The organism is Acidobacteriota bacterium (genome assembly GCA_022562055.1).
Taxonomy (GTDB): domain Bacteria; phylum Actinomycetota; class Acidimicrobiia; order Spongiisociales; family UBA5794; genus BMS3BBIN02.
Window position 1 is genome coordinate 19383 of record JADFQA010000025.1, and the last position, 26756, is coordinate 46138.

The following is a 26756-nucleotide window of genomic DNA, read 5'->3' on the forward strand; positions in this document are numbered from 1 at the left end:
CTGGGAACCAAGAGCGCTGTGGTGGCGTCATATGGGTGTGGGAAGTCTTCGGAGGTTGTTCGCTGGTATGGGTGTGGCGCTCGTTGTCGCCGCCATTGGGCCCGCGGCCATCGCCCAGGACTCCACAGCCACCCTCGAGCTTGAAGCGGGGTACGGAGCGTACGTCAATCCCCTGGAGACCTTCGACCTGCGTGTCATTGTCACCAGTTCTGAACTGTTCAATGGTCGACTGGAGGCAAACGTCCTCGGAGTGTCGGCGTCGATCGAAATCCCGGCAGGTGGCTCCAAGTCAATCACCCTGCGGATTCCTCCGGTCGGAGAACAGCGCCGGGTAACTCTCAGACTCGTTGACACGTCTGGTGAGGCGACCGCCGTTGTCGCCACCGAAACGTTGCAGACACGCACCCCGGGTGATGCAATCCTTGTCGCGGTGGTCGGCGCTATCGACCTCGGGCAGGCACGATCGTTCCCCCTTGAACGTGACCTCTTTACCGTCGGTGAGCAACCGAGTGGCTTTTCGAATCTCAACACCGCGGTGGCATACGTGGTCGCCGCAGATGGCGCCCTCGTTGACCGTTCCACCGACGACCGTGACGCGCTCCTTGCATGGATCAGATCCGGCGGCGTCCTCGTGGCTGCACAGCGTGATGTCGAATCGTTGAGCGAGGACTTTGCGGGAGGGTTCGTCGACGCCGCCGATATTGGATCGGGTCGGATCGTCGTTGCTGACACCCGTTTGCTCGAACAGGATGGCTGGGATCGTGTGTTCATCGACACGCCAAGTGTCGGGAACGTTGTCACGTACTTCGATCCGAACGCCGGATCACTCGACGTGGCTGCGGTATCGGCTCGACCGTTTTCAGTGCCTGCACTGCCTTGGCTCGTCTCGGGAATCGCCCTTTTTGCGTTGTTTGTTGGGCCGGTGAACTTCCTCCTATTGCGCCGCGTCGGCCGACCAGAACTGGCGTGGGTGACGATCCCCGTGGCGAGCCTGGTGTTTTTCGTAGCCTTCTTGGTGGTAGGCCAAAAGTCAGTGGACGCCGAGGTTTTCACCAGCGCCGTTGCGCTGTATGAAAGCGACGCTGGGACTGTCGGCAACGGCTCCCTCGTGGTGTCGGCCAAAGGCGGCCGGACCGTTACCTTGGATGGCTCATCTTCGTGGTCGGTCGCACCGTCATCGGGGGGATTCATCTCGACGGTGCCGGCCGAACAGCAAGGTGCTGACTCGTTGAGATTTGAGTTCGTCGAAGCCGGTGTCGGTTCCGCGCAAATTACCGCCGTTGACATCCCGGGAGGGACGGGCCTCTCGGTCGTTGAGGTCAGCGGTGTGTACACGGTGGCCAACAACAGCGGGGCAACATTGTGGATATGGGGGGTGATCGTGGGCGGGGAGTTTGCGGTGTCAGGTGAGACCCTAGAGTCCGGCGAGACCGCCGTATTGAAGGGGCGCCTGTCGTCGTTGCGAGAGTGGGGGATCCTCAACCAGGCCGTCGACCGCAGCGGTGTCGAAATTTGGACGATGCCAAACCCTGAGAACCGCTGGAGGCAGATTGAGTCTTTGTCCCCTGCAATGGAATCTGTTGCTCCCCTGCGCGACGCCAACAAGGCTTTCGTGTTCGGGGTGTCGAACAACTACCGCATCGAAACATCAGTCAGCGGTAAGCCGAAGACCGTTGAGGGGGTCGCCGTGCTTGTTCGGGAGTTTGATGCAGGGATAGCAAGCGGTGGTGCTGGTTCGGCCCTACCTGAACTTGTGCGGGCGTTGGGCGCTGAGTTTATTGAACTGAACTTCGGGTCGTACTACATCTACGGTGCAGAAGAGATTGTCGTGCGTTTCGACGTACCAGACGCGGTGACGACGGCGAAAGTCATCCGGCCAATCAGCAACTCTGAGCTGTTCAACTGGTCGACGAGCGTCTGGGACGGGGTGAGTCGCAACGACACAATTGTGTTGGAGGAGTACCGCGGACCTGATGGGTACGTGCTCGCACGCGGCGGCCGCGGCGACCAGTTCGAGGAGGGGCAAGTAGGGCTGGGTTCTAGAGACGGCTTTCGACTCGACTGGGTGGCCGGGTCATGATCGTGTTGGAATCGGTAACCAAGAGTTACGGTCCGCTCAAGGCGTTGGACAGTGCCGATCTCAACATTCCGGAAGGGTCGGTGTACGGGATCATCGGACCTAACGGGGCGGGGAAGACCACCGCGATGTCCATTATGGCGGGGTTGCTCAAACGTGACGGGGGCAAGGTGCGGGTCGCCGGTGATGATCCCCAAACAGACTCGAAGGCGGTCCGGGCTTCAATTGGATACATGCCCGACTTCTTTGGTGTCTACGACGGACTCACGTCAAAGGAGTACCTGCTTTTTTTTGCCGCAACTCAATCTGTGCGGTCGCAAGCTCGCGCCGCCGTTGTTGCAGATCTCCTCGCGCTGGTAGATCTTGAAGACAAGGCTGACGCCGATGTCAACGGCCTATCGCGAGGGATGAAACAGCGCTTGTCGCTCGCACGTGCTCTCGTCCACGATCCTGCCGTATTGATCCTCGACGAGCCCGCCTCCGGTCTTGATCCCAGGGCCCGCATCCACCTGAGAGAGCTTATTTCCGAACTGAACCGCATGGGTCGCACGATTGTTATATCGAGCCACATCCTGTCGGAACTGGAGGGCATGTGCTCGCATCTTGCTGTCATTGATCACGGCAAGGTGGTCGTCGATGGGACCGTTGAGAGCTTGCGGAGTGATGCGGCGGGGACTCGAAACATCCGTGTCCGCATTGACGTTTCGGCGGTTGAAACGACCGAGCGCTGGCTGAGGGACCAGACCGAGGTCGGTTCTGTGATGGTCGAGCGGGACGTCTGTGACTTCAAGTTCACCGGCGATGAGGCCGTCGGCGCCGATCTCCTCCGTCGTGCCATCGGCGCCGAGTTGCCGATCGTCGAGTGGTCCTACCACGGCCAAAGCTTAGAGAGCATTTTCATGAAGCTCACCGGCGGAGAATCAGGTGACCAGACATGAACCCAGTGACTCTACGCGAAATGCGCGAACGCTTTCAGACATTCCGGACACCTGTTGTGATGTCTCTGTTCATCGGTGTGTTCGGGTCGATCGTGTGGCTGACGTACACCGCCTCGCGTCAGTCGTCGACGTCCGTGTTCGGGATCGCCCTCGCTCCGAGCGTCATAACGCAATCAGCAGGCCGGCTGATATTTCATGTGCTATTGCTCTCGCTGCTCACAGCTGTGCTCTTCATCGTTCCTGCCCAAGCGGCACCTTCGATTATTGGAGAAAAGGAGCGCCGAACGTTCAAGCTGCTCCAGGTCAGCCAGATGTCGGCGACGAAAATCGTTCTTGGCAAGGTGAACGCAGCAGTCGCCTACCTGGCGCTTCTCGTAGTCACAACATTGCCTCTGTTTGCAATCCCATTCGCCATGGGTGGGGCCGCGGTTGGCGATGTCATGAGGGGGATGCTGATTATTGCAGTGACTGGATACGCCGTTGCGTCCGTCAGCGTGTGGCGCTCAGCGCGCGCCCGCTCCACACAGTCGGCGGTCGTCGGGGCATATCTGTTGGTAGGTTTTCTTGTGGTGGGGTCCACGGCCGCGCTTGTGGTAGAAGGGACCGTTGTCGACGGCCCCCAATCGACAACGGTGTACACCGGGGTTCTGCCCCAGGATGACGGCCGCGAATTGGTGACGGTCTGGTTCAACCCATATCTCGCCCTGGTCGATTCGACCACAGACATTTTGAAACTCCAGGTCGGACCCGGCGGGGATGGGGCATACGAGGGGTTAAAAAGTGTGCTGCTGCAGCGGCAAGGCATCGCGTTCAACCCATACGGTGGCCAGTTTGGTGGAGGCTTCGAGGAGGAATTGTTTTTCGAGGGGGTCAACGGCGGTTTTGTAGGTGACTTTATCGGTAGGCCAGGAGTGGGCTTTGGGCAGGGGTTCGGATCGGGTGACAATTCCATAGTGCGAAAGCGGGGGGACATTTGGATGGGTTACGTGCTTTTGATGGTGGGGATCTCGTGGATTGCAGTGTGGGCGACTGTTCGTTCAGTTCGTGTGCCAACAGCGAGCGACCGCACGCTTGGTAGCCGACGAAGGAGGCGGGCAGGTGCCGCTTCCTGAATCGCTCGCTCAACTGATTTCCGGTGCAGTGCGGAGGATCAGGCTTGAGAGGTCCCTCGACAGCGCAGTGGTGTTGCTTGCGGTTGCAGGCGCAGTATCTGCGATTGTTCTCGGTGTGGCGCGCATCGTTGTGCTGGTGTGGGCAGAGCGGTTCGCCCTTGGACTGGTGGTGGCGGCAGTGCTGGCAGCCGTCGGAGTTGGCATTACACGCCGTCCGACACGACGGGTGGCGGCTCTAGCAGTCGATGAACGACTCGACGGCGCCGACCGAGTTTCAACTGCACTGGATCTTGTCGGTCGCGGAGAGACCGGGCGGCTTGCCGAATTGCAGGTCGCCGGCGCCGCGGCTTGGGCTGATGGCCGATCGATGAGCGAGTTTGGCCGTTGGTCGCCACAACCGAAGCTGCTGGCGTTAGCTGCGTTAACTCTGGTTGCGTCTGTGGTTCTTGCGGTGCCTGCGTCTCAAGCGGACGCTGAACTGCAACGCAGACAGGACGTTGAGCAAGTCGTGGACCAGATTGCTGACGAGATCGAAATTGTCGCGGACGAAATCGGGACGCCCGAAGTCCGCGAAAGGCTACGCGAGGCCGCCAAGGAATTGCGCGAAGCGCCCGACCTCGAACGTGCAATGGAGACACTCGCCGAGGCGAGACAGGCCCTTGCCGAGGGCACCGACGACCAAGCGTTGGCCCTCAAGACCGCGCTCGCCGGTCTCGAGGACAAGATTGCACAATCGCCGTTGGGTGAGGGTGCAACGGCGCAAGAGCAGCTGCAGAATCTGGCAGAGAACGCCGACACGCTGTCGCAAGCTGACCGTTCGGCAGCGGTCCAACGGCTTCGAGAGCTCGCGGACGATACGGCCGGCTCGTCGAGTGCGCTGTCTGATGCTCTAGACAAGGCCGCCGACGAGCTGTCTCGCGGTGGCGGCGCTGACGCTGTCGCCGCGGCCGCTGATGCGGTCCAGGCCGCAGGAGTCCGAGTCGCGGCGCAGCAGGACAGATCAATGGCTTCGGCCGCAGTTCGCGACGCGCAGCAAAGTGTATCCAACGCACAGCAGCAACAGCAGGGGCAAGGGCAGGGGCAGGGGCAGGGGCAGGGGCAGGGGCAGGGGCAGGGCCAAGGTCAAGGTGGCGGCGGGGGAGGGGGCGGCTCGGGCGGTGGTGGGGCTTCGAGCCAGCAACCAGGCAGTGGGACCGGGAATCAGGTCAACGGCCCGGCATTCGGGGACAAGGATGCCGCCAAGGACCCCGCCCGATCGGAAATCTACGACCCGACCGGAGGGCAGCGTGGCGATGAGGTGCAGGTGCGGTTCGGTGTTGAAAACCCTGATGGGACAATCACCGGCAAAGCCGAGGGTGAGGGTGGCCAAGCCAACGTTCCTCTCGCCCCGTACACCGACCGTTACGCAGACTATCAGCGCACAGCAAACGATTCTCTCGAAACACTGTCCATTCCGGCATCGCTGAAAGACTTGATACGTACCTACTTTACGGAGCTAGAACCATGACCCCAGAGAATTTCGCCTGCAAAGTGGAAGAGCTAGAACAACAGCTGTCCAGGGTGATTGTGGGTCAGGAAGACCTTGTCCGTTCGGTGCTTCTCGGACTCCTCAGCGAGGGCCACGTCCTGCTCGAAGGTGTCCCGGGTCTCGGTAAGACACTGCTCCTCAAGACACTCGGCGACGCGCTGGGCGTGGCGTTTGGGAGGATCCAATTCACGCCCGATCTCATGCCCGCCGACATCATTGGGACCAACGTCCTCAAAGGCGACGGGTTTTCGTTTCATCGCGGTCCGGTGTTCGCCAACGTTGTGCTCGCGGACGAAGTGAACCGCGCCACACCAAAAACTCAGTCAGCCTTGCTCGAAGCAATGCAGGAACACCAAGTGACACTGAGCGGTGTTACACATCCACTGCCGCGGCCGTTTTTTGTCATGGCGACACAGAACCCGATTGAAATGGAAGGTACATACCCTCTCCCGGAGGCACAGCTCGACCGGTTCCTGTTCAAGGTACTGGTCCCATTCCCACCGCAGGATGACATTGTCGGCATTCTGGAGAGGACGACCGGTACCGAGGTCGTGGAAGTCAAGCCGGTGTTGGGGCGAGAAGACCTCATTGATATGCTCGCGCTTGTTCGCGAGACTCCTGTCGGGTCGCACCTCTTGGGTTACGCCGCGACGTTGATTTCGGCAACTCACCCAGACTCGCCGCTTGCACCCGAGCGCGTGAAGACATACGTCCGCTACGGAGCGAGTCCCCGTGGCGCCCAGGCAATGATCCTCGGTTCCAAAGCACGCACACTGGTAGAAGGCCGCACGCACGTCACGACAGATGACATCCATTTCACCGCACCACTTGCGCTCCGACATCGCCTGGTGCTCGGTTACGAAGCGGCCGTTGACGGCGTTTCGGCCGACGACCTCGTTGCCGATGTCCTTGAGGCCCACCCAGCTCCGACGGTCGACTAGTGATCCTCGACACGGACACGCGTTCGCGTCTGGACCGCCTTGCAGTCGTTTCCGGTGGCCGGGTCCGTGGGATCTGGACCGGGACAAATCGGTCGTCGCGCCTTGGCGAGTCCATGGATTTCGCCGACTACCGCGAATACACCCCGGGTGATGACTTCCGGCGCATCGACTACAACCTCTGGGCGCGCCTTGGGGTGGTGTTGATCAAGCTGTTCGAAGCAGAAGACGAGATGCCGCTACGCATCGTTTTGGACGCCAGTGGCTCCATGAAGTTTGGCCGCAAGTGGCGAACCGCCCAAGAGCTCGCCGGGATGGTCGCCTACTTGGGACTCACCGGTGGTGACCGGGTGAGGCTGATGTCGACCGGCAAGACGGGTCGCACGACGCAGGGTCCGTGGCTTAGGCACCGTTCTTCTTGGCCGCAGTTTGAGGCGGCTATCGAGGCGATACAACCCGAAGGTGAAGGTGGTCTCGTTGAGGCGGCGCGAACCGCGGCGGCGTCGACATCTCTGCGCGGGCCATTTGTGGTAGTTAGCGATCTGCTCGAACCTGGTTGGGAGACTGCAATCAAGATGCTCGGTTCGCGTGGTGGCGGCATCATTCTCCACACGCTGGCACCGTCTGAACTGGATCCCGATCTGACCGGTGACCTCACGCTGCGCGACGCTGAGAACTCCGCCGAGCGCAACGTTTCACTATCCGCAAAGGCTCTGGCGAGGTACGTCGCAAAGGTCGAAGATTTCCGCAAGCAGGTCGAGAACGTGGCGGCATCGGTTCGGTTCTCCTACGCCTTTGTACGTGCCGACGCGGCCGCCTTACGCACCGGGCTCGACCATCTTGTGCGTGCGGGGGCGGTGCGATGAACCTGCTGGCGCCATTGGGTCTCGCCGCCGCTGCTCTGTCGGTACCGCTGATTGTCCTCTACATGCTGCGCAGCCGCCGCTCCACGGTCGAGGTGCCGTCCGTGATGCTTTGGGGGGACGAAGACGAGTTCGTCTCAGCAGCGGTACCGTGGCAGCGTCTAACGGTCACGGCGGCGTTGCTACTTCAAATCCTCGCGCTGATCCTGTTCGCGCTGGCTCTTGCCCGTCCGTTCGACCGTGTACAGACGGTTCTCGGGCCTCATACGGTGTGGGTTGTCGACACGTCGGGTTCGATGGCGATTGCCGGGCGTTGGGAGAAGACAACGTCAATTGTTTTCGATACGTTGAACGACGTATCTGAGGAACAGCTCGTGTCTGTTGTCGAGGCCGGCGTCGTCCCGCGCGTGGTCGTGGCCTTTACCTCCGACCCAGACGCTGTCCGTGCGGCGGTCGAGGGTCTCAAACCGGGTGGCGGCGAGGCCGATCTCAGCGCCGCCATCACACTTGCGCGAGGTCTGTCCACACCCGACCGGGCATCGTCCATCCTGCTGGTCTCCGATGGAGATGACGAAGCCGCGCTTCCGGGTCCGATGGGTTCGGTCCGCCACATTCTTGTGAACGCCGTCGGCGACAACGTTGCCATAACCGCCCTCAACACCGACGTACCCGGTCAGGGCCTACCTCGCGTGTTCATCGAGGTCACGAGCTATTCGGCACGCAACGAAGAGGTAAAGCTTGAAGTGCTTGTCGACGGGCTTCCGATCAACACGGAGGTCCTAGCGCTCGCTCCCGCGGAACGCGTGTCGCGCGTCGTCCCGGTCGACGCCGGGCCGGGTCAGACAATCGAGGCGAGGCTAGTCGGCGCCGACGATGCCCTGCCCGCCGACGATTCCTCCGTCATCGTGCTCGGGGAAGCGACAACGGTGACTTCGGCTGTGGTCGGCGAAAGCTCGCCGTTCCTTGAAACACTGCTGCAAGCGCTGCCAGATGTGGTCCCGGCAACCACAGGGCAGGCCGACATCCTTGTCATCGATGTTGCGTCGGCCGCGACAATCGACCGTCCGACGTGGGTCATTGGCCCAACGGTGCCGCCCGCTGGGGTGACGGTCGTTGGGCGTATTGACGAGCCGGTTGTCACGTCGGTGCAACCGTCCGAACCTCTGCTAGAGGGTGTCGACCTGTCCAACCTGGCCATTGCGGAGGCCGCCATCGTCGAAGCGCCCGGCTGGTTTCCAATCGTTTCAGCAGGCAACGTCCCGTTGATACTGATCGGAGATGTTGAGGGTCAGCGTGTCGTCTACTTCACGTTCGATATTGTTCGCTCGAACTTGCCGGTGCAGGTCGCGTTCCCAATTCTCGGTGCTCGCATCATGGACTATCTGGCAGGGTCTCGCTTGTCGACTGCAGCAACCGCCCCCGCTGGTACACCCTTGACGCTGGTTGCGCCTCCAGGTTCGGTACCGGTTGTCACGACTCCGGACGGTGACCGCATTGAGCTAAGCGCACAACGCAGGGTGTTCACCGCCACCGGCGATCCCGGCCTCTACACCGTTGTGTATGAGGCCGAGGGTGAGTCGGTTGGGGGCTACGTTGCAGCCCGTCAGTTTTGGCCGTCAGAGTCCGAAGGCTCCTTCTTCCAACACACCGGCGGAGATGCCGCGGCGGACAGTGCCCTGGAGGACGGGTTCCTGACGAGAGAACGTGCCGCGTGGGTCGTCGCCGCATTGCTGCTCGTGATGCTTGCCGAGTGGTGGGTTGCTCTCGGGCGTCCCAACTTCGCACCACGCCGGGTACCGGCATGAGGTTCGGTACGCCGCTGGTGCTTGTTGGCATAGTGCCCGCGGTTGCGCTGGTTCTGTGGGTCGCACGCAGGGGACACCGCACTGTCTCCGAACGACAGTTCAGGGTGGCCAAGATTCTCCGGGTCATCGGCGTGGTGCTCCTCATTGCAGCGCTCGCTCAGCCGACGATCTCGTCTGGATCAGATCAACGCACTGTGGTGTTCCTGCTTGACCGATCTGCGTCTGTGGGACCCGATGCGAGGGCGGCACAGGAGTCATTCGTTCGTGAGGCGCTCGGTCTCCAGGGTGCGCTTGACCGCTCGGGTGTCGCGGTGTTCGGCGCTGATGTGAAGCTCGACTCAGCCATCGGTGAGCAGATGACACTCGGCGACCTTACGAGCGTGGTTGATGCGTCGGCGACCGACATCGGCAGCGCCCTTGTCGCGCTTGGCGCGGTGCTTCCAACCGAGGGTTCGCGGCGGATCGTGTTGATCACCGATGGCGTGGACACCGCGGGCAACGCACGTGAGGTGAGCGCAGTTCTTGGCGAGAATGGAGTTGTGGTAGATGTTGTCCAACTCACGGCCGCGATCCGGTCCGATGTTCTGATCAGATCTGTGAAGGCACCGGCTACGGCGCGGGTTGGCGACAATGTCAGCATCGAGATCGAAATCGAGTCGAGCATTGCCGGACCCGCAATAGTCACGGTCGACGACGGTTCGGGTTCTCCGCAGACACTTTCAGTAGACCTCGTCGGTGGCACACAGACGGTTACGGCGAACATTCAGGTGACTGAACCGGGGTTTGCACGCGTCAAGGTCACGATCGAGACCGCCAGCGACAGCGTTGCGCAGAACAACGTTGGCGAGGCCGGGATCAGAGTGCTCGGGTCACCGTCGGTTTGGGTCGTCGAGGGAAAGGCCGGAGACGCTGATCAGATCATTGCAGCGCTCAGCGCAAACGATGTGATCGTGAAACGCGGTACCCAAATCCCCTCCGACGAGGCGCTTGCAGGGTACGACGGTGTCGTGCTGGTAAACGTCGTTGCGCCTGCAGCCGCGGACGTGACCAGGCTGACAAGATATGTGGAAGACCTCGGTCGCGGCCTTGTCGTTGTAGGTGGAGACCAGGCCTTCGGGCTTGGCGGCTACCAGCAGTCTGCCCTCGAGGATCTGCTACCGGTGATTTCCAATCCAGACGATTTCGTGCGGAGGCAGCCGGTTGCTGAGGTGCTCGTCATCGACACGTCCGGTTCGATGGCGGACTGCCACTGCGGAGATGGCAACGGTGTTATGGATCCTGGCCAAGAGGGCGGCGGGGTCAACAAGACCGATATTTCGCGCGCTGGCGCTGAGCTTGCGATTGGCGCCTTACGCGACGACGACCGCATCGGTGTCCTCGCGTTTACCTCAGGTACGCGCTGGGCGCTGCCTTTCGGGCTGAAACCCGATGATGCAACGGTGAAGGCGGCCGTTGGGTCACTGCGCCCTGAGGGTGACACTGAGATCTCGCAGGCGCTCGAAGTCGCCCTCGCCGAGGTACTCACCGCACCCGAGGAGATCAAGCACCTTGTGTTGTTCACCGATGGATGGGGTGAGGACCCGGAGCTTTTGGCGATTGCGCAGAAGATTGCAAACGCGGGGGTGACGCTGTCGGTCCTTGCGACCGGTGAGGGTACCGGGACAACGCTCCGGCGTCTTGCCGGCATCGGTGGCGGTCAGTACTACCCGGGCCGTGACCTGCAGGCCATACCCGAGATCTTCGTCGAGGAGACGCTTCGGGTGTCCCGACCGTTGGTAGCCGAAGGTGTCTTCCTCCCAACGCTCGGCGCCGTGTCAGCGGTCACCAAGGGTCTGACGAGTGCACCTCCGCTCGGTGGCTACGTGCTTACGAAAGCCAAGAGCACCGCCGCGGTTGCACTTGAGATCGGTCCTGGCGATCCGCTGCTTGCTTCATGGCGGCGCGGTCTTGGCAGAGTTTCGGTGTGGGCTTCTGATGCGACAACCCGGTGGTCAGACTCGTGGGTTGCGTGGGAGGGATACGCGGAGTTCTGGACGGCGCTTGTGCGCGACACGCTGCCCGGTTCGCTGGATGCTTCTCCATCGCTTGTGTACCGAGACGGCAAGATTGAGGTGACGTACACACCCGGCGTCATGCCGTCGGATGCGGTCGCGACTGCGCAGGTCCGTGCACCGAGTGGCGAGCTTCTTGTTGTGCCACTCTCCCGCAGCGGCAACGGTGAATACTCCGGTGCGGTCCGGGCAACAGAGTCCGGCGCCTACTGGGTAGCGGTGTCGGTGTCAGGCGCCGATGGTGTCCTTGCGGAATCTGCGGCAGCTCTTGTCGCACCATACTCGGATGAGTTTGCGTTCCGGGACCCAGACCCGACCCTGCTGCCCGATATCACGGAGCTGACCGATGGGCGTGTCGATCCGACGGCGGCGGGGGTGTGGGATCTCGCACCGCAACGCGGCACAACCGACACGGACCTTGCTCCGTTGCTGGTGTTGCTTGCGCTGGTGCTGTTCTTCGCCGACGTTGTTCTGCGCCGGTTGGTGGTCCAGCGTGGTGACGCTGCGATATGGAAAGAATCCGTGTCGCTGCAAACCGCCCCAGTCGAGGCGATCCGCACCGACGGCGAAGGCGACGCCCCGACGGTCACCCAAGAGCGTGAGATTCACTCCGAGGAAGAGACCCTGGGCCAGCTACTCCGCCGCCGCCGTAAAGACGATTGATGATCCGGCGTCTGGCGCTTGCTCGTACCGCATATCGCACGAGCAAGCGCCAGACGTGGAGAGTTCTGCCGATCATGGCGGATGTATTCGGAACGCGCAGAGGTGATTTGCTGCATTAGTATGGGATTGCGGTGTCGTCGGCAAGGTGCGCGCGCTGAACCGTCCGGTCGAACGTGCCGGGCCTTGGGAGGGAAATGAATCGACGAATATATATCTCGTTAATACTCGCCGGAGCAATGGTTGCAATATCGTGTGGGTCGAGTGCCTACGACATTCCAGCCGACAAACGTGCCGGTGTTGCGAGTATGGGTGTGAGTAACACCGGACGAACCGACATTACCGAAGCGCAGTGGGTGGCGATCGCAGCCCGGGCATGCAACGAGGGTGGGTGGGATTGGGAGGTCGCTGGCCGTATCGCCGATGAGATGATCGGCCCGGCCCAACCTGGGAGCGGGGCGCACACGGTGTGGTTGCTGCTCACTGTCGGGTGTCATGAGCTGATACCAGACGACGCTCTTCTGCGCGGCCCTCCGGGGCTCTAATCACCGGGTGCCCTCGACCCGCCTGGCCGTGAACCGAGGCGAGTCGCCCTTCGTGTGCGAGCGCAAGCAGTTCACGCGCTCGAAACGTGTACTTCACATGCTCGACTCAAGCATGTAGAGTACCCGTATGGACCTCGGTGTACAAGAAGTTGAGCACGCGTTGCGCTCTCTCGGAGCGCTTCTTGCGTCGCGCCGCCAGCACCTCGACGTTGCGATAGTTGGTGGTTCGGCGCTGCTTCTGATGGGGTACTCAAGTCGGGCCACCCAGGATGTCGATGTTGTAGGAACTGTTGTTGACGGCGAGGTTGTCCGCACCCGAGAACTGCCGGAGCCGGTTCGCGTTGCAGTTACCGAGGTCGGTGCTGCTTTGGGATTGGGTCCGACATGGCTGAATCTCGGCCCGGCATCGCTTGTAGATCTCGGCTTGCCGTCCGGATTCACCGAACGTGCTGCTGTGCGTCGATTCGACACGTTGACCATACTGATTGCCGACCGCATCGATCAGATCCATTTCAAACTGTATGCCGCCGCCGATTCGGGACCACACAGCAAGCATTTCGCCGATCTGCAGGTTCTGGGGCCTTCGGGGGAAGAGTTGATGCGGGCCGCAGCGTGGTGTGCAACTCACGACCCGTCGCCCGACTTCACTCACGAGCTCGACGCTGTCATAGCAACCCTCGGCGGAACCGACGATGAGTAGCCGACTCAAGGACTCCGTCACCACCCTTGCGTGGAGTGGCTGGGGTGCCCTCGGAGCTGGGACCTGGGGTAGCGCCCATCGCTCCTGGTCGGTCGACCCAGAGGCGCTGCTGTTGCTAACCGGCGCGCTTTCTGACAGGGACCCTCGTCTGCACGAGGAGTCGTTGCGATGGGTCAGCCGCCATGGCCACCTCGTTTCGCGGACACGGATTGGCAGATTGCTTGACACATGGCCCCACACCTCAGCATGGACCGAATACGCAGAAGAACTCGGCATTGTCACGGGTAGACGTTGGCCCGGCGCCGGTAAACAGGTCACAGCAAGGGTAGTTCCGAAAGGAGGCGACCACCCCATGGGCGAGCAGCTCGTGTTGCGGCTGCGCTCCGGGATCGGCGTGAGCGTCAAAAGCGAAATCATCCGGATCATGCTGGCGGCACCCATGCGCCTTCCGGCGACCGCTGCCGACCTCGCCGGTGAAGCGGGCTACTCCAAACGAAGTGTGGCTTCGGCAGCCGGACAGATGGCCTCCGCTGGCCTACTGGTGGGCGTCACAAAAGGGAGTGCGATTGCATATCGCCTCCGCGATCCTATCGCCTGGACTACGTTGTTTGGGCCGGTCCCGACGGTATCGCTTAGCTTTCTCTCATTGTGCCGCGCCGCATCGGTGATGCTCATCGGTCTCAACATGGAAATGTCGTACGACGAACTCGCCGATGGTGGCGAGATCGTGCGCTCGGTGGCCGCCCGCAACGTACTTCGGGATGCATCTAGTGACCTCGCAAACCTCGGTATTGATACGCCCAGGCTCGTCCCAGGCGCAGATGTGTTCGACCTTGTCGAGGAGTTCGCGACAAACGAGTTCGCCCTGCTAGCTAGCGGCGAAACCTAGCCGCCACGCCGCCGCTGGATCTGGCGACGTGTCTGAGGGTGCGCCTTTGGGCGGAGACTTCGTCCCGCAAGACCCGCTGCATGTCTCGGAAGTCATGAGAGAAGGAGCCGCTCTAGCTGAACGTAAGGCTGAGCGTGTCCACAAAGATGTTCACGAACTGGGTAGATCCATCGATTGTCACCTCTACGACAGCATCGTTGTCACACCATGACGCGTAGTGATCTCCGCGAATCAGTGGCCCTCGAACCGCGTGTTCGATGGTGCTGGCGCCCGGGATGGACTCTTGGAAGCACTCCCCGATACGCACAGTGACTGTTCCGCCATCCGTACTGACCAGGTTGAGTTCGTAGTACTCAAAACGCAGCGCAGGAAGGGTTACGCCACGGTCGTCACTTGTGCCCGCGAGTAGATCGACGACTCCAAGGAGAGCGTTGTCGGTAGGACGATCTGTGTCTGAGCCGATGCCGAGCCATGCCGTCCATGAACCAAGATCGACCGAGAGGAACATCGGATTGCCCGCGCGGCCCCAAATCGTGGCGCTATCGGTGAGGCGCTCGTCCTCTGTGACCGACTCTGTTTCGGCGAGTTCCGCTGCGCCGCCGGTCGCGGTGATGGTGACAAGACGTTCGCCGCCGAGTCCAGGGAAGTCGTGAAAGAACGAGTAGCTCTGCAATTTCACAGGGTGGTCAACTACTACTCGTAGGGAGCCGCCGTCGAGGAGTCGGAGGTCCTGCTGTGCGTCTTTCTGCGCAGAGACTTCGGTTGACGTCGACACCGCGCCGCCCGTTGATGGCAGGGTGCTGGCAGCCAGCGGTGGTGCTGTGCGACCGACTTGCCATAACAGGGGGATGCCCACGAGGGCAAGCGTAGCCACGAATACTCCGATGCCAGCGATCTGGGCGATCCGTTTCTGAGGCGACCGCGGCTCGCCAACTGCTGAGCCTTCGAGATCCCTTGAGGCGTCACGCACCGCTCGGCCAGCATCGAACCCCTCACTGTCAAGGCTCATCGGAGAACCGGCCTTTCGCTTTGAGTTGCCGCGCGAGGCGGGTTCGTCCCTGATGGAGAGATGATTTGACCGTGCCCTCTGCCACTTGAAGGACCTCGCCGATTTCCTTGACAGATAGCTGGTCGATGTAGAAGAGCGCGATGACCTGGGACTGACGCTTCGGGAGTCTTCTTACCTCGGCCCAGAACGCGTCATGGTGTGCGGGCACTTGTTCAGGCACCGGAGACGGTCGACCGAATCGACGCAATGCCGACGCCTCGGCCCGGACCCGCCGCAAAGACAACACTTAGCCCTGACGCCCCGTCCGTTCGTTGTCCGTAGTCGCAGCCTCGTGTCCAAGTCCCATTCGACAGTCACGAAATCGTTGCTGACGACTCTCGGTCTGCGGTCATCACAACCTTCGGTGCCTGGTGGGGCTAAATACCCTCGCGCTCCGGGGAGTCGCGGCGGTTCGCGGGGCGTTGTTGGCGACGACCATCAAGCATTTTTGCTGCGTTTGTTACGATGATCTTGGAACAGTGAGGTCGAGATGCCGATGTTGAGGAGAATATTCGCACCCTTCGGACTGCGTTCGGGGGCGGTTGCTGTAGTCGTCGCAGCTATCGCCGTGATGGCTTTCGCGGGTCCCGCCGATGCGAAGGGCCCGGGTTCGGTGACCATCGAGGGACCTGGGATCGACACGCCGATCGAGCTCATCGGATCCGATACAGCAACGCTCGTCAAGTTGATGGAACAATCCGGGCTGTGGTACGCCACAGGTGATCTTCCACTTCCAATAGCTGAGCCAAGCCGCACGTTGGGTCCCGTGTATGTGCTCAGCTGGTTGGTCGGCGAAATTGACAATAGACGCACGATTCGTCAGTTCCTCTACCTCGACGTCGAACGTGGCAGCCTGATCCATACGCCTCCTCAAGAAGGCCTGGCAGACTGGGGGCCCGGTGTCGAGGGTTGGTTCGCTGCTCCCGATGGGCTTGAGGACACGCTGACCAGCCTGGGCGTGCCAGGCCTGGCGAACTCAGAGTCGGCGGATCTGGCCGCTTCGACCGCCGGCCCATCCACGGTGCTTGGTTACGCCTTGTGGGCAGTTGCTATCGCTGCCGGATTGGTTGTGGCCTTGTTTGCGGCCAGTCGGGACCGGCGCACGTCGATTCGGCGGGTGGCGAGCGTCCGCCGAAGAGCAACCCGGCCAACGCCGCCTATTTAGGAGCGGAGCGGCTCGACTTCTGTGTTCTGGCGTCCAGACTTTCTGTTTTAGCGTCCATCTGTGCACCATGGTGCACAGATGGACGCCAGAACAGAAGGGTCGGCCGGTAACGCCACACCGCTAGCGCAACACCTACGACGACACCGGCGGCGTACCACAGAGTCGGGGGGCTGCCTAGTGCGAGGCGGAGGGGCTCAGTCGCCAGACGGGCGCCAGCGGCGGCGATGAGGGCAACGGCACCGATCACACCCGGTGGGGGTCGGTCTCGCATCTTCCAGAGGACGAGAGCCCCGGCGACCAAGACCAGGGCGATGGCAACGTACAGCTCTGTCGGGTGGCGGGTCACGGTGCTGCCGGGTTCGGATAGTGCCCAGGGGAGCGATGTGATCTTGCCGAGGCATGAACCGGTGACAAGGCAGCCTGCGTGCCACCCGGCGAGGCCCGCAATCGCAGCGGGTGCCACCGAGTCGATGGCCCACCAGATGTCGTTTCGCATGATCCACGCAAACGTTGCTAGGGCGACAAACGCCGCCGGTCCGGTGGCAACGCCGCCGCGGACGAGGAGCACATCTCCCGGGCGTGCGAATGGTGAGGTACCGGCGTCGACCATCGACCACAACCGACCGATCAAGAGACCCAGAAAAATCGCCGACAGGCTCGCATCAAAAAGGCGACCGGCACAATCGACCGCAGCGTTTCCACGTGGTGCTTCGTAGTACAGCACGAGACGCAGTGCGGCGACGGCACCCGCCGCGGCGATCAGAAGTGTGAACTCCATTAGCGGTTCAACGCCTCGTCGACCAGGAGGACCAAGGCCCGTTCGTCGATGATTCCTGCGTGCGAGGTGATTCTCTCGCCGCCAGGGAGGAAGACCGCGGTCCCGGGCAGGGCGTTGCCGATGTTGGCCATCAGACGGGTCGTCGACCGTGGGTCAAACCCGTAGGTGAAGTTAGCGTCGCCGAAGTATTCTGCAATGAAGCCTTTGGCGGCGGACTGCGTGTCGTTGACGTTGACCAGGTAGAACTCCACCGCGTCCCCATAGCGGGCTGCGGCTTCGACTAGCAGCGGCGCCTCCGAACGACACGGCCCACACCACGACGCCCACAGGTTGACCACAACCGGGACATCCGACGCGGCTATGTGCGCCGCAAGCTCATCACCGTTGATTGGTGGCAGGTCGGGGATAGCGGCTGCATCGGCACTGAGGGTCTTGGAGCACGCACCGGCGATGACGGCGAAGGCCGCCAACAATATGAACATTCGGACGGTGCGTTTCACGATGTTGATCCTAGGTTGCCCTGCGATGTAAAACCTCAAGTACCTCATTGAGCGACACGCCCTGCGAGGCAAGGGTCACGAACAGGTGATACACCAGATCCGCAGCTTCCTCAGCAAGATTGTCATCTTCGGTATTCCCCGAGTCATGGTTCTTTGCTGCGATTAGGACCTCTGTGGCTTCCTCTGTCACTTTCCTGCCGACCGCGTCGATTCCCTGAGCGACCAGGCCGGCGGTGTACGAGTCTGGAGGCGGATCCGCAATGCGGTCCTCAATCGTTGCGAAGAGACGTGAAAGCTCAGAGGTGTCACTACCCGTGCCGAAACAGGTGGTGGCACCGGTGTGGCAGGTCGGCCCAGCGGGGACCGCACGGACGAGCAGCGTGTCGGCATCACAATCTTCGGTGATCGACACGAGGCGAAGTGTGTTTCCGCTGGTTGCGCCTTTGCGCCACAGTTCGTTGCGCGACCGACTCCAGAAATGTACGTCGCCGGTTGTTTGGGTGAGATCGACGGCCTCGGCGTTCATCCAGGCAACCATGAGGACGGCCCCCGTGAGGTTGTCCTGGACGACACATGGGATGAGCCCACTGTCGTCAAAACGAAGCGTTTCCGCTTTCATACCGTCGTCCTCACCGGCACACCCGCCGCCGCCAGTTCATCTTTCACTTCGCTGATGGCGATTTCGCCACGGTGAAATATTGAAGCTGCAAGAGCTGCGTCGCTGAGGTCGGCCTGGAGAACTTCCACGAAGTGACGTGCGGTCCCCGCACCACCGGACGCAATCACTGGGATCGTGGTGCGTTCACGGATCGCGGCGAGCAGTTCGAGATCGAACCCGCTGTAGGTGCCGTCGCGGTCGATGGCGGTGATGAGCAGCTCGCCAGCCCCTCGCCGCTCGCATTCCGCTGCCCACTCGACCGCGTCGAGCGGAACCTCGCGGCTGCCCCCGTGAGTGCGGACAACCCAACCTGTGTCGGTGCGCATGGCGTCGATCGAAACGACGACACACTGTCTGCCAAAAACCTCGGCGCATTCCGTGATGAGGGCAGGGTTGGCGACCGCCGCCGAGTTGATGGCGACCTTGTCGGCGCCGGCGCGCAGCGCAGCCTTCATTGTGTCTACCGAATCGATCCCACCGCCGACGCTGAGTGGAATCGAGATCTTCTCAGCCGTTCGACGTACGATGTCGAGCATGGTGGTGCGTCCCTCGAGGGTTGCCGAGATATCGAGGAAACAGATCTCGTCGGCACCCTCTGCGCTGTAACGGGCTGCAAGCTCGACCGGGTCACCCTCGTCGGTGAGGTTCTCGAAGCGGACACCTTTGACGACCCGGCCGTTGCGGACGTCGAGACAGGGGATGATTCGTTTACGCAGCACGGTTCGCTCCTTTGGCGACGGATTGCACGAAGTTGTCGAGCAGAGTCGCGCCCGCCGACCCCGATCGCTCGGGGTGAAACTGGACTCCAACGATGTTGTTGTGCCGCAGCGCTGCGGGAAACACAGTGCCGTAATCGGCGGTTGCGATTACGGTCGCCGAGTCGGTAGGCACGATGACGAACGAGTGGACGAAATACATCAGCGCACCATCAGGAACCCCCGTAAAGAGGGGATCATTGGTGTGCGTGACATCATTCCACCCCATGTGGGGAAGCTGTGGCGCTGATTCGATTGGCTTTACTACTCCGGGGACGAGACCGAGAGTGGCTGTCGCATCTTCTTCTGACCAGTCCGCAAAGAGTTGCATGCCGACACAGATACCGAGCACTGGTCGGTCCGTGGTTCGTAGTTCGTCGGTCCACGCAGTCTCATTGAGGGTGGCCATCGCAGCACCTGTCGTGCCGACACCGGGTAGCACGAGCGCGTCCGCGGTTGCGGCTTGCTCGGGGGTCTCAACGATGAATGGTGTCGCCCCGACCCTGGTGAGCGCCTGCGTGATGGACACAAGGTTGCCGGCACCGTGATCGATGATCGCGATTGAGGTCATGTCGTGCCTTTGGTCGACGGGACGCCCTTGCGCCGCGGGTCGATCGCAACAGCGGTGCGCAGGGCACGGCCGAACGCCTTGAAGGCGGCCTCGGTGATGTGGTGATCGTTCGTGCCCTGTGCGGTGATGTGCAGTGTCGCACCGGCGGTGCGGGCGAACGCTTCGAGGGCGTGGGGCACCATCTGGGTCGACATGGTGCCCATTCGTAACCCTCGCAACGGGATGTCGATAACGCTGTACGGACGTCCTCCAACATCGATCAGCGCGGTCGCCGATGCTTCGTCCATCGGGACCGAAGCGTCGCCGTACCGTACGATGCCGGCCCGGTCGCCGAGTGCGTCTGCTACGGCCTGACCGAGCACGAGTGCGGAATCCTCAATGCTGTGGTGTTCGTCGATGTCGAGATCGCCGCTGCAATCCAACGTCAAGTCAAACATGCCGTGGTACGCAAACGCCGTCAACATGTGGTCAAAGAAACCAATTCCGGTTGATACGGTGACTTCACCTGTGCCGTCGAGGTCGAGCGTGCACGAGATGTCGGTTTCTTTGGTTGTCCGTTGGATGGTGGCGATGCGAGTCATGTCTGCTCCTCGAAACGAATGGTGACTGCGAGTGCGTGGGCGTCGAGGCCTTCGGCGTCGGCCAACGCGGTGATTGTGGGGGCGAGGGTTTTGAGACCCTCCCGGGTAAGTGTTTGCACCTGGCGGTAAGAGCCGAAGTCGTCGACCGAGAGCGGACCGTACGACCTAGCAAGGCCACCAGTTGGGAGCACATGGTTGGCTCCCGTGGCGTAGTCACCGGCCGATTCGGGGCTCCACGCGCCGACAAACACTGACCCGGCACGAGTGATCTGGTCGGCTACCGCAGTCTCGTCGGCGGTGTGGATCGATGCGTGCTCGGGGGCGTAGTTGTTTATGAACGCAATGCGGTCGTCCAGGTTTGTTCCGACAACGACTGCGCCGTAGTTCTCGAGGGAGGCAACAATCGTGTCAGACCGGGTGAGCCGGGTGAGCAGCGTGGTCGCTGTTTCGAGTACCGAGTTGGCCGTCTCTGTTGAATCGCAGACGAGGACGACGGGCGAGTCCGGGCCGTGCTCGGCCTGGCACAACAAATCAGCAGCGACGATCACGGGGTCCGCCGTTGCATCGGTGAGCACCACCGCCTCGCTGGGACCGGCGGGCAGATCGACACCGCAAGCCCCGAACACCGCAAGTTTTGCCGCGGTTACCCAGGCGTTGCCTGGCCCGACGATCTTATCGACCCTGCGCACCGTCTCGGTTCCGTACGCAAGGGCGGCGATCGCTTGGGCTCCACCGGCAACGACGAACTCGGTCACCCCGAGGTATCCGGCCGCCGCGAGTGTTGCGGGGGAGACGACACCGTGTGTGTCGGCGGGGCTGATGACGACGATTTCGGCAACACCGGCGATTTGGGCAGGGATGACGCCCATCATCAGCGACGACGGGTACGCCGCCTGCCCACCGGGGACATAAACGCCCACCCGCTCCAGCGGGGACCAGCGGCGCGCCACCTCCACTCCGGGCACCGGTGTGACGACGCTGTCCGTCGGGCGCTGGGGGTAGTGGCATTCGCGTATATTGGATGCGGCTGCCTCGATGGCGTCTCGCAGTTCGGGCGCCGCATCCTTCCACGCCTGAGTGAGCACGTCGGGCGCAATGGTCAGAGCACCGTCAGCAAGCGATCCACCAAAGCCTTCGCCGGCCGATATCAGTGCTGCATCACCACCAAGGTGGACATCCTGAACGATGGCATACGCCTCCTTGCGCACGGCATCGTCGGGAACGCTAGAGCGTTCAATGAACGTCGCGACGTCGTCGTCCGCATCGAGGTCGAACGAGTGCCTTGGTGTAATCATGCGATGAACTGCTGGATGGGGAGGACAAGGATTCCCGACGCTCCGGCTTTCTTGAGCAGGGGGAGCGCTTCCCACAGGCGGTCTGCACGGACGACGGAGTGGATAGCGACATCATCGGTATCTCCAGAGAGCGGCACAACACTCGGAGCGTCGAGCCCCGGGATGAGCGCTGCAATGGCGTCGACCGAGTCACCCGGGGCGTTCATCAAGACGTACCGCATGGTCTTGGCCGCCACCACGGACAACATCATCGTGATGAGACGCTCCACCGCCGGGTCGTCTGAGGCGTCGGGGCGTGTGATGGCAACGGCTTGGGATTCGAGGATGGTTGCAACGGGGCGAAGACCGTTGGTCAACATGGTGCTTCCCGACGACACAAGGTCGACAATCACGTCAGCGATGCCGAGCTTTGGTGCGACCTCGACGGCCCCTCGTAGAGGAACCACCGTTACATCGACGCCCTGATCGGCGAAAAACTTTGCCGTGGTATTTGGGTGAGCGGTGGCGATGCGTTTTCCAGCAAACTCGTCCACGGACGTGATTTCTGAGCGGGTTGGCACTGCGGCGGTCAATGTGCAGCTCCCGAACCCGAGTTCCCCCGCAATCGTCACGTCGGCGCCGCTTTCGGCTACGAGGTCGATGCCCGTGATCCCGACATCGGCCACACTCGATGCGACAAGCTGAGGGATGTCGTCAGCGCGGACAAACAAGATCTCGATGTCGGCGTTCTTTGCGGGCACCGAAAGAGCACGGTCGCCCTTTTCGAAGCTGATGCCGGACGCTCTGAGCAGCGCGGTTGCGGACTCTTCAAGGCGTCCTTTGTTGGGGACTGCAATTCGTATTGTCATCGGGTTGTTCCTCGGGGAGAGTGTTGGAGAGCGGCCGCTAGCCGGCGCTCGGGGTGAAGGTGGGGGTCTTTACCCCTTGGAGTGCTTGTCGAGCATCGCCGAGTATCCGCCCATGCCGTGGTGAAGCCATTGGTTGATGCGGGTGATCGTGGCGGTCGACGTGCCGACGTCGGCAGCGATTTCCCGATACGGTGTGCCCTCATTGAGCATGCGCACGACTCGCCAGCGTTGGCTCATTTCTTCCAGTTCTCGGCGGGTACACAAGTCGCGGAAAAACAGCGAGGCTTCCTCGCGCGATCCGAGCGTGACGATGGCGTCAAGCAACGCATCGGCGTCTTCGGTTTTCCAATCTTCGTATGGCAGGGCCATCGGCTATCGCTTTCGACGTTTCCGCATCAGTGTTTTAACATGCTAAAACACTACAACGGTATGTCAAGCCCTATTCTTGACTCTTCACTCGAACCCAAAGCAGAGGCGCGTGATTCAGATTCTCCCCGCAGTCGATGTCCTCGGCGGCAATGTCGTGCGTCTCGAACGAGGCGACTATGACGCTGCGACGATTTACGGCACCGATCCCGCGGCCCAGCTTCGCAGTTGGAGCGAGCAGGGTGCTGCCCTCGTGCACGTTGTCGATCTCGACGGCGCACGGTCGGGGGAGCCGTCGTTTGGGCTGTGGGAGGGTCTCGGGGCGTGTGGGGTGACGTTTCAGGCCGGGGGAGGGTTGCGCACGGTTGACGATGCGGTCCGTGCTGCCGAGCTCGGTGCCGCCCGGGTGGTTCTCGGTTCGGCGGCGGTGTGGGACCCTGACGTACTGGCCGAGCTGGTTGACCGGCTGGGACCAGATCGTGTCGTTGCTGCGTTGGATGTCCGCGACGGTATGGCCCAGGGTGCCGGCTGGCTCGATGCGGGAAAACCCGTCGGTGACGTCGCCGCGTCGGTTGCGGAGCGTGGTGTTCGGTGGTGTCTGGTGACCGGTATCGAACGTGACGGCATGCTGAGCGGTCCCAACACCGATGTCATCGAAGTCGTGAAAGAGTCGGCCCCCGATCTCCAACTGATTGTCTCGGGCGGTGTCGGTTCGCTCGACGACCTCCAAGCCCTCAACCGCCTCGGCTACCCCCAGGTAATAGTCGGCCGCGCGCTGTATGAAAAGGTCTTCACGCTCCAAGATGCACTCGCTCTCTAGACCCCGCTCGCGGCTTGAGCGCTGCGCCGGCGGGAATCGTTGTCGCGAGTCAGAGCACCTGTTCTTCGATTGCGGTACGAGCTTCATTGCTACACGCGTCGATCTGTGTCGGTGGAGCGGTGAATCGACACCGATCGGTAGCTCTGCTGACGGTCGATGCTGAAACTGCGGGTTAACGCCTGCCGCGTGGACTGCGGCCGTCCATGTATTCCTGGAGCGCCGCCCGCGAGCTGAGCCAGAGTGATCCGTGTCGGACGGCGCGAAGCCGACCCGACAGAGCGAGCTGGCGAAGGTAGTCAGACGAGTACGAACTGCCTTCCGCCAACGCTCGGAGTGGAACGATCCGAGCGTCACCGGCGAGCCCGGGCAAGATGAATCTGTTGATCGATTCGCTCACGGCTCTGGCGAAGAGTTCCACGAGGCCATTGGTGTTCCCCTCGTCCGCACGTTCGAGTGCACGGAGATAGCGATCGCGTTGCTGGTATCGGATGATCATCGGCGGGTAGCCAGCTTGGACAAGTCCCCAGTTGGCCAGCAGACGCCCAACTCGTCCGTTCCCGTTGGTGAAGGGATGGATGCGCTCGAAACGAGCATGCTGTTCGGCGACTCTTAGGATCGGGTGACCATCGGCGGGCGCGTTTCCGGCGGATACCCAGTCGGTCATATCAGCGTGAACGGCTGGTGCTGCAGATAGCTGAACCCGTCGACCACCCCCTACGGAAACACCGGTCTGCCGGAACGCTCCGGGCGTATCTCTGGTGACTGGCGGAAACGTTGCCCACGCGGGTCCGACCACACGGCGGTGAACCTCTCGAACCGTCGCCAACGTGATTCCGGGTGGTGTGTTGGGTGCTGTGTCGTAGACCCATCCAGCGGCGTCTGAGTAGCCCTTCACTTCGAGTGCTTCCTCGAGTGTGCCCCGCGCTTCGTTGCGCTCGACGACAGCGACGACATCTTGAGGAGTGAGCGAACTGCCCTCGATCGCAGTCGAGTGGTGGGTTTCGAGTAGCCAAATTTCGCGCAGCACATGATCAAGTTCGAGGCGGTGCGGAAGTCCGCCGAACCGATCCTTCAGGAGGTCAGTCTCCGCATCGACATGGGCCAGTAGCTGTTCGGTTGTGGGGCGACCCCTCGGCATCGAATTCCTACGCTTTCTTTAAATCCAGAATATCGTAGGTATTCTAAAGCCCTCGTCCTCCCGTCGTCGGACTCACCGATCGAGGCGCGGTCTAGGACCTTCGCTGGTGGATGCGAGCACCGAACGCTATTGTCGGAACGCACGAGTTGCTGAAACGCTGGGGCTTCGGCAGTGGGCCCCCTCGGCATCAGCCGTTCGAGCTGGATTCAAGCCCGGCGAGGTCGTCGGTCGCGTAGGGTCTTTAATCGGTGCGGGTGGATGTCGCCCCTCTTCACCGACGCGAGGGCTTGATCGAGCTTGGCAACGGCCACGGGATCTGCGTAATGGCGTGCTTCAGCTGGTGTCATAGTCGCCTCCAGGTACGGTGTCTCCAAGCAGCCTAGTTCTCTAGTGGTTTTGTAGTGCGCGTGCCTGGCGGAGGCGGCTCGAGCGTTGCGACGTAAGGTTGGGGTCGCGGCGACCGACGTGGCGCGTATCAACCATGCATCTCATCGGCCGGAGTAGTTTCTAGGACCCTGTCTCGGCCAGACACGACCGCCGTGAGAGTCGCTGGTGTGCCGGTTCCGCGAGTCGAATCTCTACGTTCAGGACCCTCTCACGCAGGATCCGACGAGTAATCGCGGCCACGAATCGACACCGGGTCAGAAGTCGAGCAGCTTCCCGATCGTGGGAACCATTGATGTAACCTCGGCGTCCTCAGGGTCCGTAGCCAATGAGACCGAATACTCAGTTCCTCCCTCCGACCAGTCGATAGTGACGCCGATCCGTCTGGAGTAGCCGATCTCTGCGACTTCTCGCACGGACACCCGAAGCCAGATTGTGGTTATCCCCCTACTGAGCCGATAGCTTCTACCGTACACCTCGCCGTTGGGTGCCAATGGCGTGAACCGGAGGCCGCTCTCCTCGGTGGTGATATAACCGACGCCGATCAGCCGCTCTTCGCCCGGCGGTATCTCTTCAACGAGTACACCCTTTCTGCTCATCCAGTAGAGCGGAGAGTACGGATCAAGTAGGGGTTCGTCGGTTCCGTCGATTCGCTCGATAACGACGGCGAAATGGGCACCGCGCCCTTGATTGTGGACACTGACCCGGAGAAGAGCGTTGTGGCCAACCGGTGCGGTGCTTGCAAGGGTCGGCACAAGGGCATATGTGTTGGCCGCCGCTCTGATTTCTTTCAGACGCTCCCGGGCGCTGTCTCGCTGAACCTGGAGGGCAGGGATCAGGCCCCACACGAACAGGCCGCCAATCAGGATGATGACTCCGGCGAACCCGCCCAGGGCGTCTGCGGCAACGCGAGACGGGGCCGACCAACTCTCGGCAAGGGACAGCTCAACGGCCATAGTGCCGGCCACGCCAGCACCGGATAGGTACATACCCCCCCGCAGGCCAGAAAGAACCGATCCGGTCGTCTTGCCCGCACGAGTCGGTGCTGTTTCGCTGATGTCGAATTCAGGGGTCATCATGCTGCCATTGTTGTCGGCGGCAGCGCTGCAGCGGGGATTTGCGTCAACGTGGAGCCGTCCGACGGCAATCCGGAGGCTAAGCATGATGGTTGGGGCGGCTGGTGTCCGCGACCGATGAACGTCGCGGCGCGGGACAGGACGCGTCACGCCGCTTCAAGGTCGCAAGTATGTTGTGTCCTAGGTTCGCGCACACAGGTTCCGGGGCGTTTTCCACCCGCTCGGCCCATCCGAACACTGGTTTCGTGTCCCGAAGGTCCGCGCCGGGCCTGCTGCTCTGTCGGCCTCACCGCACCGACTAGGGATCGAAATGGAAGCGGGTCTCTGGAGGAGTACAGCGATCGACTTGGCCCACGGTGGCAGTGGCCGGCAGTGGCGAGTCCATTCGTTCGGTCGTGGGACCGTCGCGGTGGGCACAGGATGGTCCATGTGGTGCCACTCGGTCTGTCCGCCGCAGCGCGACCATTCCAAATGCGCTTGGTGTGGAACTGGGCATCTTCGGAGTCGACCGACGGCACCGCGCTATCTCGATTCCAACTTTGGCCAGACTAGTCGCCGTGCCGACAGAAGATCACTCCACCGGATGCTTGGAACGAATCCACCACCGTCTGAGGGGAGACGGCTTCTTCACTTCGCTGAGATCTCCATCAGGCAGCCCCAACCAACG

The 26756-nt window shown here is 61.8% G+C and carries 26 protein-coding genes; 13 read left to right on the top strand and 13 right to left on the bottom strand.

Going from position 1 to position 26756, the window contains the following annotated elements; all coding sequences use genetic code 11:
• The first annotated feature begins 67 nt into the window (after nucleotides 1-67).
• The 11 genes from IIC71_09885 (at nucleotide 68) to IIC71_09935 (ending at nucleotide 14106) form a co-directional block, all read left to right on the top strand.
• Entirely contained in the window at nucleotides 68-2080 is a 2013-nt protein-coding gene (locus tag IIC71_09885) for a hypothetical protein (GenBank protein ID MCH7669486.1), read from the top strand.
• A complete protein-coding gene (locus IIC71_09890; protein ID MCH7669487.1) occupies nucleotides 2077-3015 on the top strand; it encodes an ABC transporter ATP-binding protein in 939 nt (312 codons plus the stop codon). The genes IIC71_09885 and IIC71_09890 overlap by 4 nt, the downstream gene beginning before the upstream one ends.
• Nucleotides 3012-4127, top strand: coding sequence for a hypothetical protein (locus IIC71_09895; protein ID MCH7669488.1), 1116 nt, complete (start codon nucleotides 3012-3014; stop codon nucleotides 4125-4127). Before IIC71_09890 ends, IIC71_09895 begins: the two co-directional genes overlap by 4 nt.
• A complete protein-coding gene (locus IIC71_09900) occupies nucleotides 4114-5634 on the top strand; it encodes an apolipoprotein A1/A4/E family protein (GenBank protein ID MCH7669489.1) in 1521 nt (506 codons plus the stop codon). Before IIC71_09895 ends, IIC71_09900 begins: the two co-directional genes overlap by 14 nt.
• Nucleotides 5631-6596: a MoxR family ATPase gene (locus IIC71_09905; GenBank protein ID MCH7669490.1), complete on the top strand. Its 966-nt coding sequence runs from the start codon at nucleotides 5631-5633 to the stop codon at nucleotides 6594-6596. Before IIC71_09900 ends, IIC71_09905 begins: the two co-directional genes overlap by 4 nt.
• A complete protein-coding gene (locus IIC71_09910) occupies nucleotides 6596-7459 on the top strand; it encodes a DUF58 domain-containing protein (protein ID MCH7669491.1) in 864 nt (287 codons plus the stop codon). The genes IIC71_09905 and IIC71_09910 overlap by 1 nt, the downstream gene beginning before the upstream one ends.
• Nucleotides 7456-9261 carry a BatA domain-containing protein gene (locus IIC71_09915; protein ID MCH7669492.1) on the top strand — a complete coding sequence of 602 codons (1806 nt, stop codon included), beginning with the start codon at nucleotides 7456-7458 and terminating at the stop codon, nucleotides 9259-9261. Before IIC71_09910 ends, IIC71_09915 begins: the two co-directional genes overlap by 4 nt.
• Nucleotides 9258-11975, top strand: a complete 2718-nt coding sequence (locus tag IIC71_09920; protein ID MCH7669493.1) for a VWA domain-containing protein — start codon at nucleotides 9258-9260, stop codon at nucleotides 11973-11975. The genes IIC71_09915 and IIC71_09920 overlap by 4 nt, the downstream gene beginning before the upstream one ends.
• A 194-nt stretch (nucleotides 11976-12169) precedes the next feature.
• Nucleotides 12170-12517 carry a hypothetical protein gene (locus tag IIC71_09925; protein MCH7669494.1) on the top strand — a complete coding sequence of 116 codons (348 nt, stop codon included), beginning with the start codon at nucleotides 12170-12172 and terminating at the stop codon, nucleotides 12515-12517.
• A 127-nt stretch (nucleotides 12518-12644) separates the two neighbouring features.
• Nucleotides 12645-13217: a hypothetical protein gene (locus IIC71_09930; GenBank protein ID MCH7669495.1), complete on the top strand. Its 573-nt coding sequence runs from the start codon at nucleotides 12645-12647 to the stop codon at nucleotides 13215-13217.
• The gene (locus tag IIC71_09935; GenBank protein ID MCH7669496.1) at nucleotides 13210-14106 is read left to right on the top strand and encodes a hypothetical protein; all 897 of its coding nucleotides are present in this window, start codon (nucleotides 13210-13212) and stop codon (nucleotides 14104-14106) included. Before IIC71_09930 ends, IIC71_09935 begins: the two co-directional genes overlap by 8 nt.
• Before the next feature lie 112 nt (nucleotides 14107-14218).
• On the opposite strand, the gene IIC71_09940 is transcribed toward IIC71_09935, so the two are convergent.
• Both IIC71_09940 and IIC71_09945 read right to left on the bottom strand, forming a co-directional pair.
• The gene (locus IIC71_09940; GenBank protein ID MCH7669497.1) at nucleotides 14219-15115 is read right to left on the bottom strand and encodes a hypothetical protein; all 897 of its coding nucleotides are present in this window, start codon (nucleotides 15113-15115) and stop codon (nucleotides 14219-14221) included.
• Entirely contained in the window at nucleotides 15105-15335 is a 231-nt protein-coding gene (locus tag IIC71_09945) for a sigma-70 region 4 domain-containing protein (GenBank protein ID MCH7669498.1), read from the bottom strand. Before IIC71_09945 ends, IIC71_09940 begins: the two co-directional genes overlap by 11 nt.
• Nucleotides 15336-15650: 315 nt before the next feature.
• Here IIC71_09945 and IIC71_09950 point away from each other — a divergent pair, with 315 nt between their 5' ends.
• Nucleotides 15651-16319, top strand: a complete 669-nt coding sequence (locus IIC71_09950; GenBank protein MCH7669499.1) for a hypothetical protein — start codon at nucleotides 15651-15653, stop codon at nucleotides 16317-16319.
• Here the strand turns inward: IIC71_09950 and IIC71_09955 are convergent.
• The 9 genes from IIC71_09955 to IIC71_09995 all read right to left on the bottom strand — a co-directional run bounded on the left by IIC71_09955 (nucleotide 16312) and on the right by IIC71_09995 (nucleotide 22674).
• Nucleotides 16312-17097 carry a prolipoprotein diacylglyceryl transferase gene (locus IIC71_09955; protein MCH7669500.1) on the bottom strand — a complete coding sequence of 262 codons (786 nt, stop codon included), beginning with the start codon at nucleotides 17095-17097 and terminating at the stop codon, nucleotides 16312-16314. The genes IIC71_09950 and IIC71_09955 overlap by 8 nt on opposite strands.
• Nucleotides 17097-17597 (bottom strand): redoxin family protein, encoded by a 501-nt coding sequence (locus IIC71_09960; protein ID MCH7669501.1) that lies wholly within the window; start codon nucleotides 17595-17597, stop codon nucleotides 17097-17099. The genes IIC71_09955 and IIC71_09960 overlap by 1 nt, the downstream gene beginning before the upstream one ends.
• 10 nt (nucleotides 17598-17607) lie before the next feature.
• Nucleotides 17608-18216, bottom strand: a complete 609-nt coding sequence (locus IIC71_09965) for a bifunctional phosphoribosyl-AMP cyclohydrolase/phosphoribosyl-ATP diphosphatase HisIE (GenBank protein ID MCH7669502.1) — start codon at nucleotides 18214-18216, stop codon at nucleotides 17608-17610.
• Nucleotides 18213-18974 (bottom strand): imidazole glycerol phosphate synthase subunit HisF, encoded by a 762-nt coding sequence (gene hisF, locus IIC71_09970; GenBank protein MCH7669503.1) that lies wholly within the window; start codon nucleotides 18972-18974, stop codon nucleotides 18213-18215. Before hisF ends, IIC71_09965 begins: the two co-directional genes overlap by 4 nt.
• Nucleotides 18964-19581 carry an imidazole glycerol phosphate synthase subunit HisH gene (hisH, locus tag IIC71_09975; GenBank protein MCH7669504.1) on the bottom strand — a complete coding sequence of 206 codons (618 nt, stop codon included), beginning with the start codon at nucleotides 19579-19581 and terminating at the stop codon, nucleotides 18964-18966. Before hisH ends, hisF begins: the two co-directional genes overlap by 11 nt.
• Nucleotides 19578-20162, bottom strand: coding sequence for an imidazoleglycerol-phosphate dehydratase HisB (hisB, locus tag IIC71_09980; protein ID MCH7669505.1), 585 nt, complete (start codon nucleotides 20160-20162; stop codon nucleotides 19578-19580). Before hisB ends, hisH begins: the two co-directional genes overlap by 4 nt.
• Nucleotides 20159-21457: a histidinol dehydrogenase gene (gene hisD, locus IIC71_09985; GenBank protein ID MCH7669506.1), complete on the bottom strand. Its 1299-nt coding sequence runs from the start codon at nucleotides 21455-21457 to the stop codon at nucleotides 20159-20161. The genes hisB and hisD overlap by 4 nt, the downstream gene beginning before the upstream one ends.
• Nucleotides 21454-22305 (bottom strand): ATP phosphoribosyltransferase, encoded by an 852-nt coding sequence (locus IIC71_09990; GenBank protein MCH7669507.1) that lies wholly within the window; start codon nucleotides 22303-22305, stop codon nucleotides 21454-21456. Before IIC71_09990 ends, hisD begins: the two co-directional genes overlap by 4 nt.
• Nucleotides 22306-22374: 69 nt before the next feature.
• Nucleotides 22375-22674: a helix-turn-helix domain-containing protein gene (locus IIC71_09995; GenBank protein MCH7669508.1), complete on the bottom strand. Its 300-nt coding sequence runs from the start codon at nucleotides 22672-22674 to the stop codon at nucleotides 22375-22377.
• 109 nt (nucleotides 22675-22783) lie between these two features.
• Between IIC71_09995 and IIC71_10000 the strand changes: the two genes are divergently transcribed.
• A complete protein-coding gene (locus IIC71_10000; GenBank protein MCH7669509.1) occupies nucleotides 22784-23491 on the top strand; it encodes a 1-(5-phosphoribosyl)-5-[(5-phosphoribosylamino)methylideneamino] imidazole-4-carboxamide isomerase in 708 nt (235 codons plus the stop codon).
• A 172-nt stretch (nucleotides 23492-23663) separates the two neighbouring features.
• Here the strand turns inward: IIC71_10000 and IIC71_10005 are convergent, their stop codons facing one another.
• Nucleotides 23664-24629: a Fic family protein gene (locus IIC71_10005; GenBank protein MCH7669510.1), complete on the bottom strand. Its 966-nt coding sequence runs from the start codon at nucleotides 24627-24629 to the stop codon at nucleotides 23664-23666.
• Between the two features lie 641 nt (nucleotides 24630-25270).
• Nucleotides 25271-26092 (bottom strand): hypothetical protein, encoded by an 822-nt coding sequence (locus IIC71_10010; GenBank protein ID MCH7669511.1) that lies wholly within the window; start codon nucleotides 26090-26092, stop codon nucleotides 25271-25273.
• Between the last annotated feature and the right edge of the window lie 664 nt (nucleotides 26093-26756).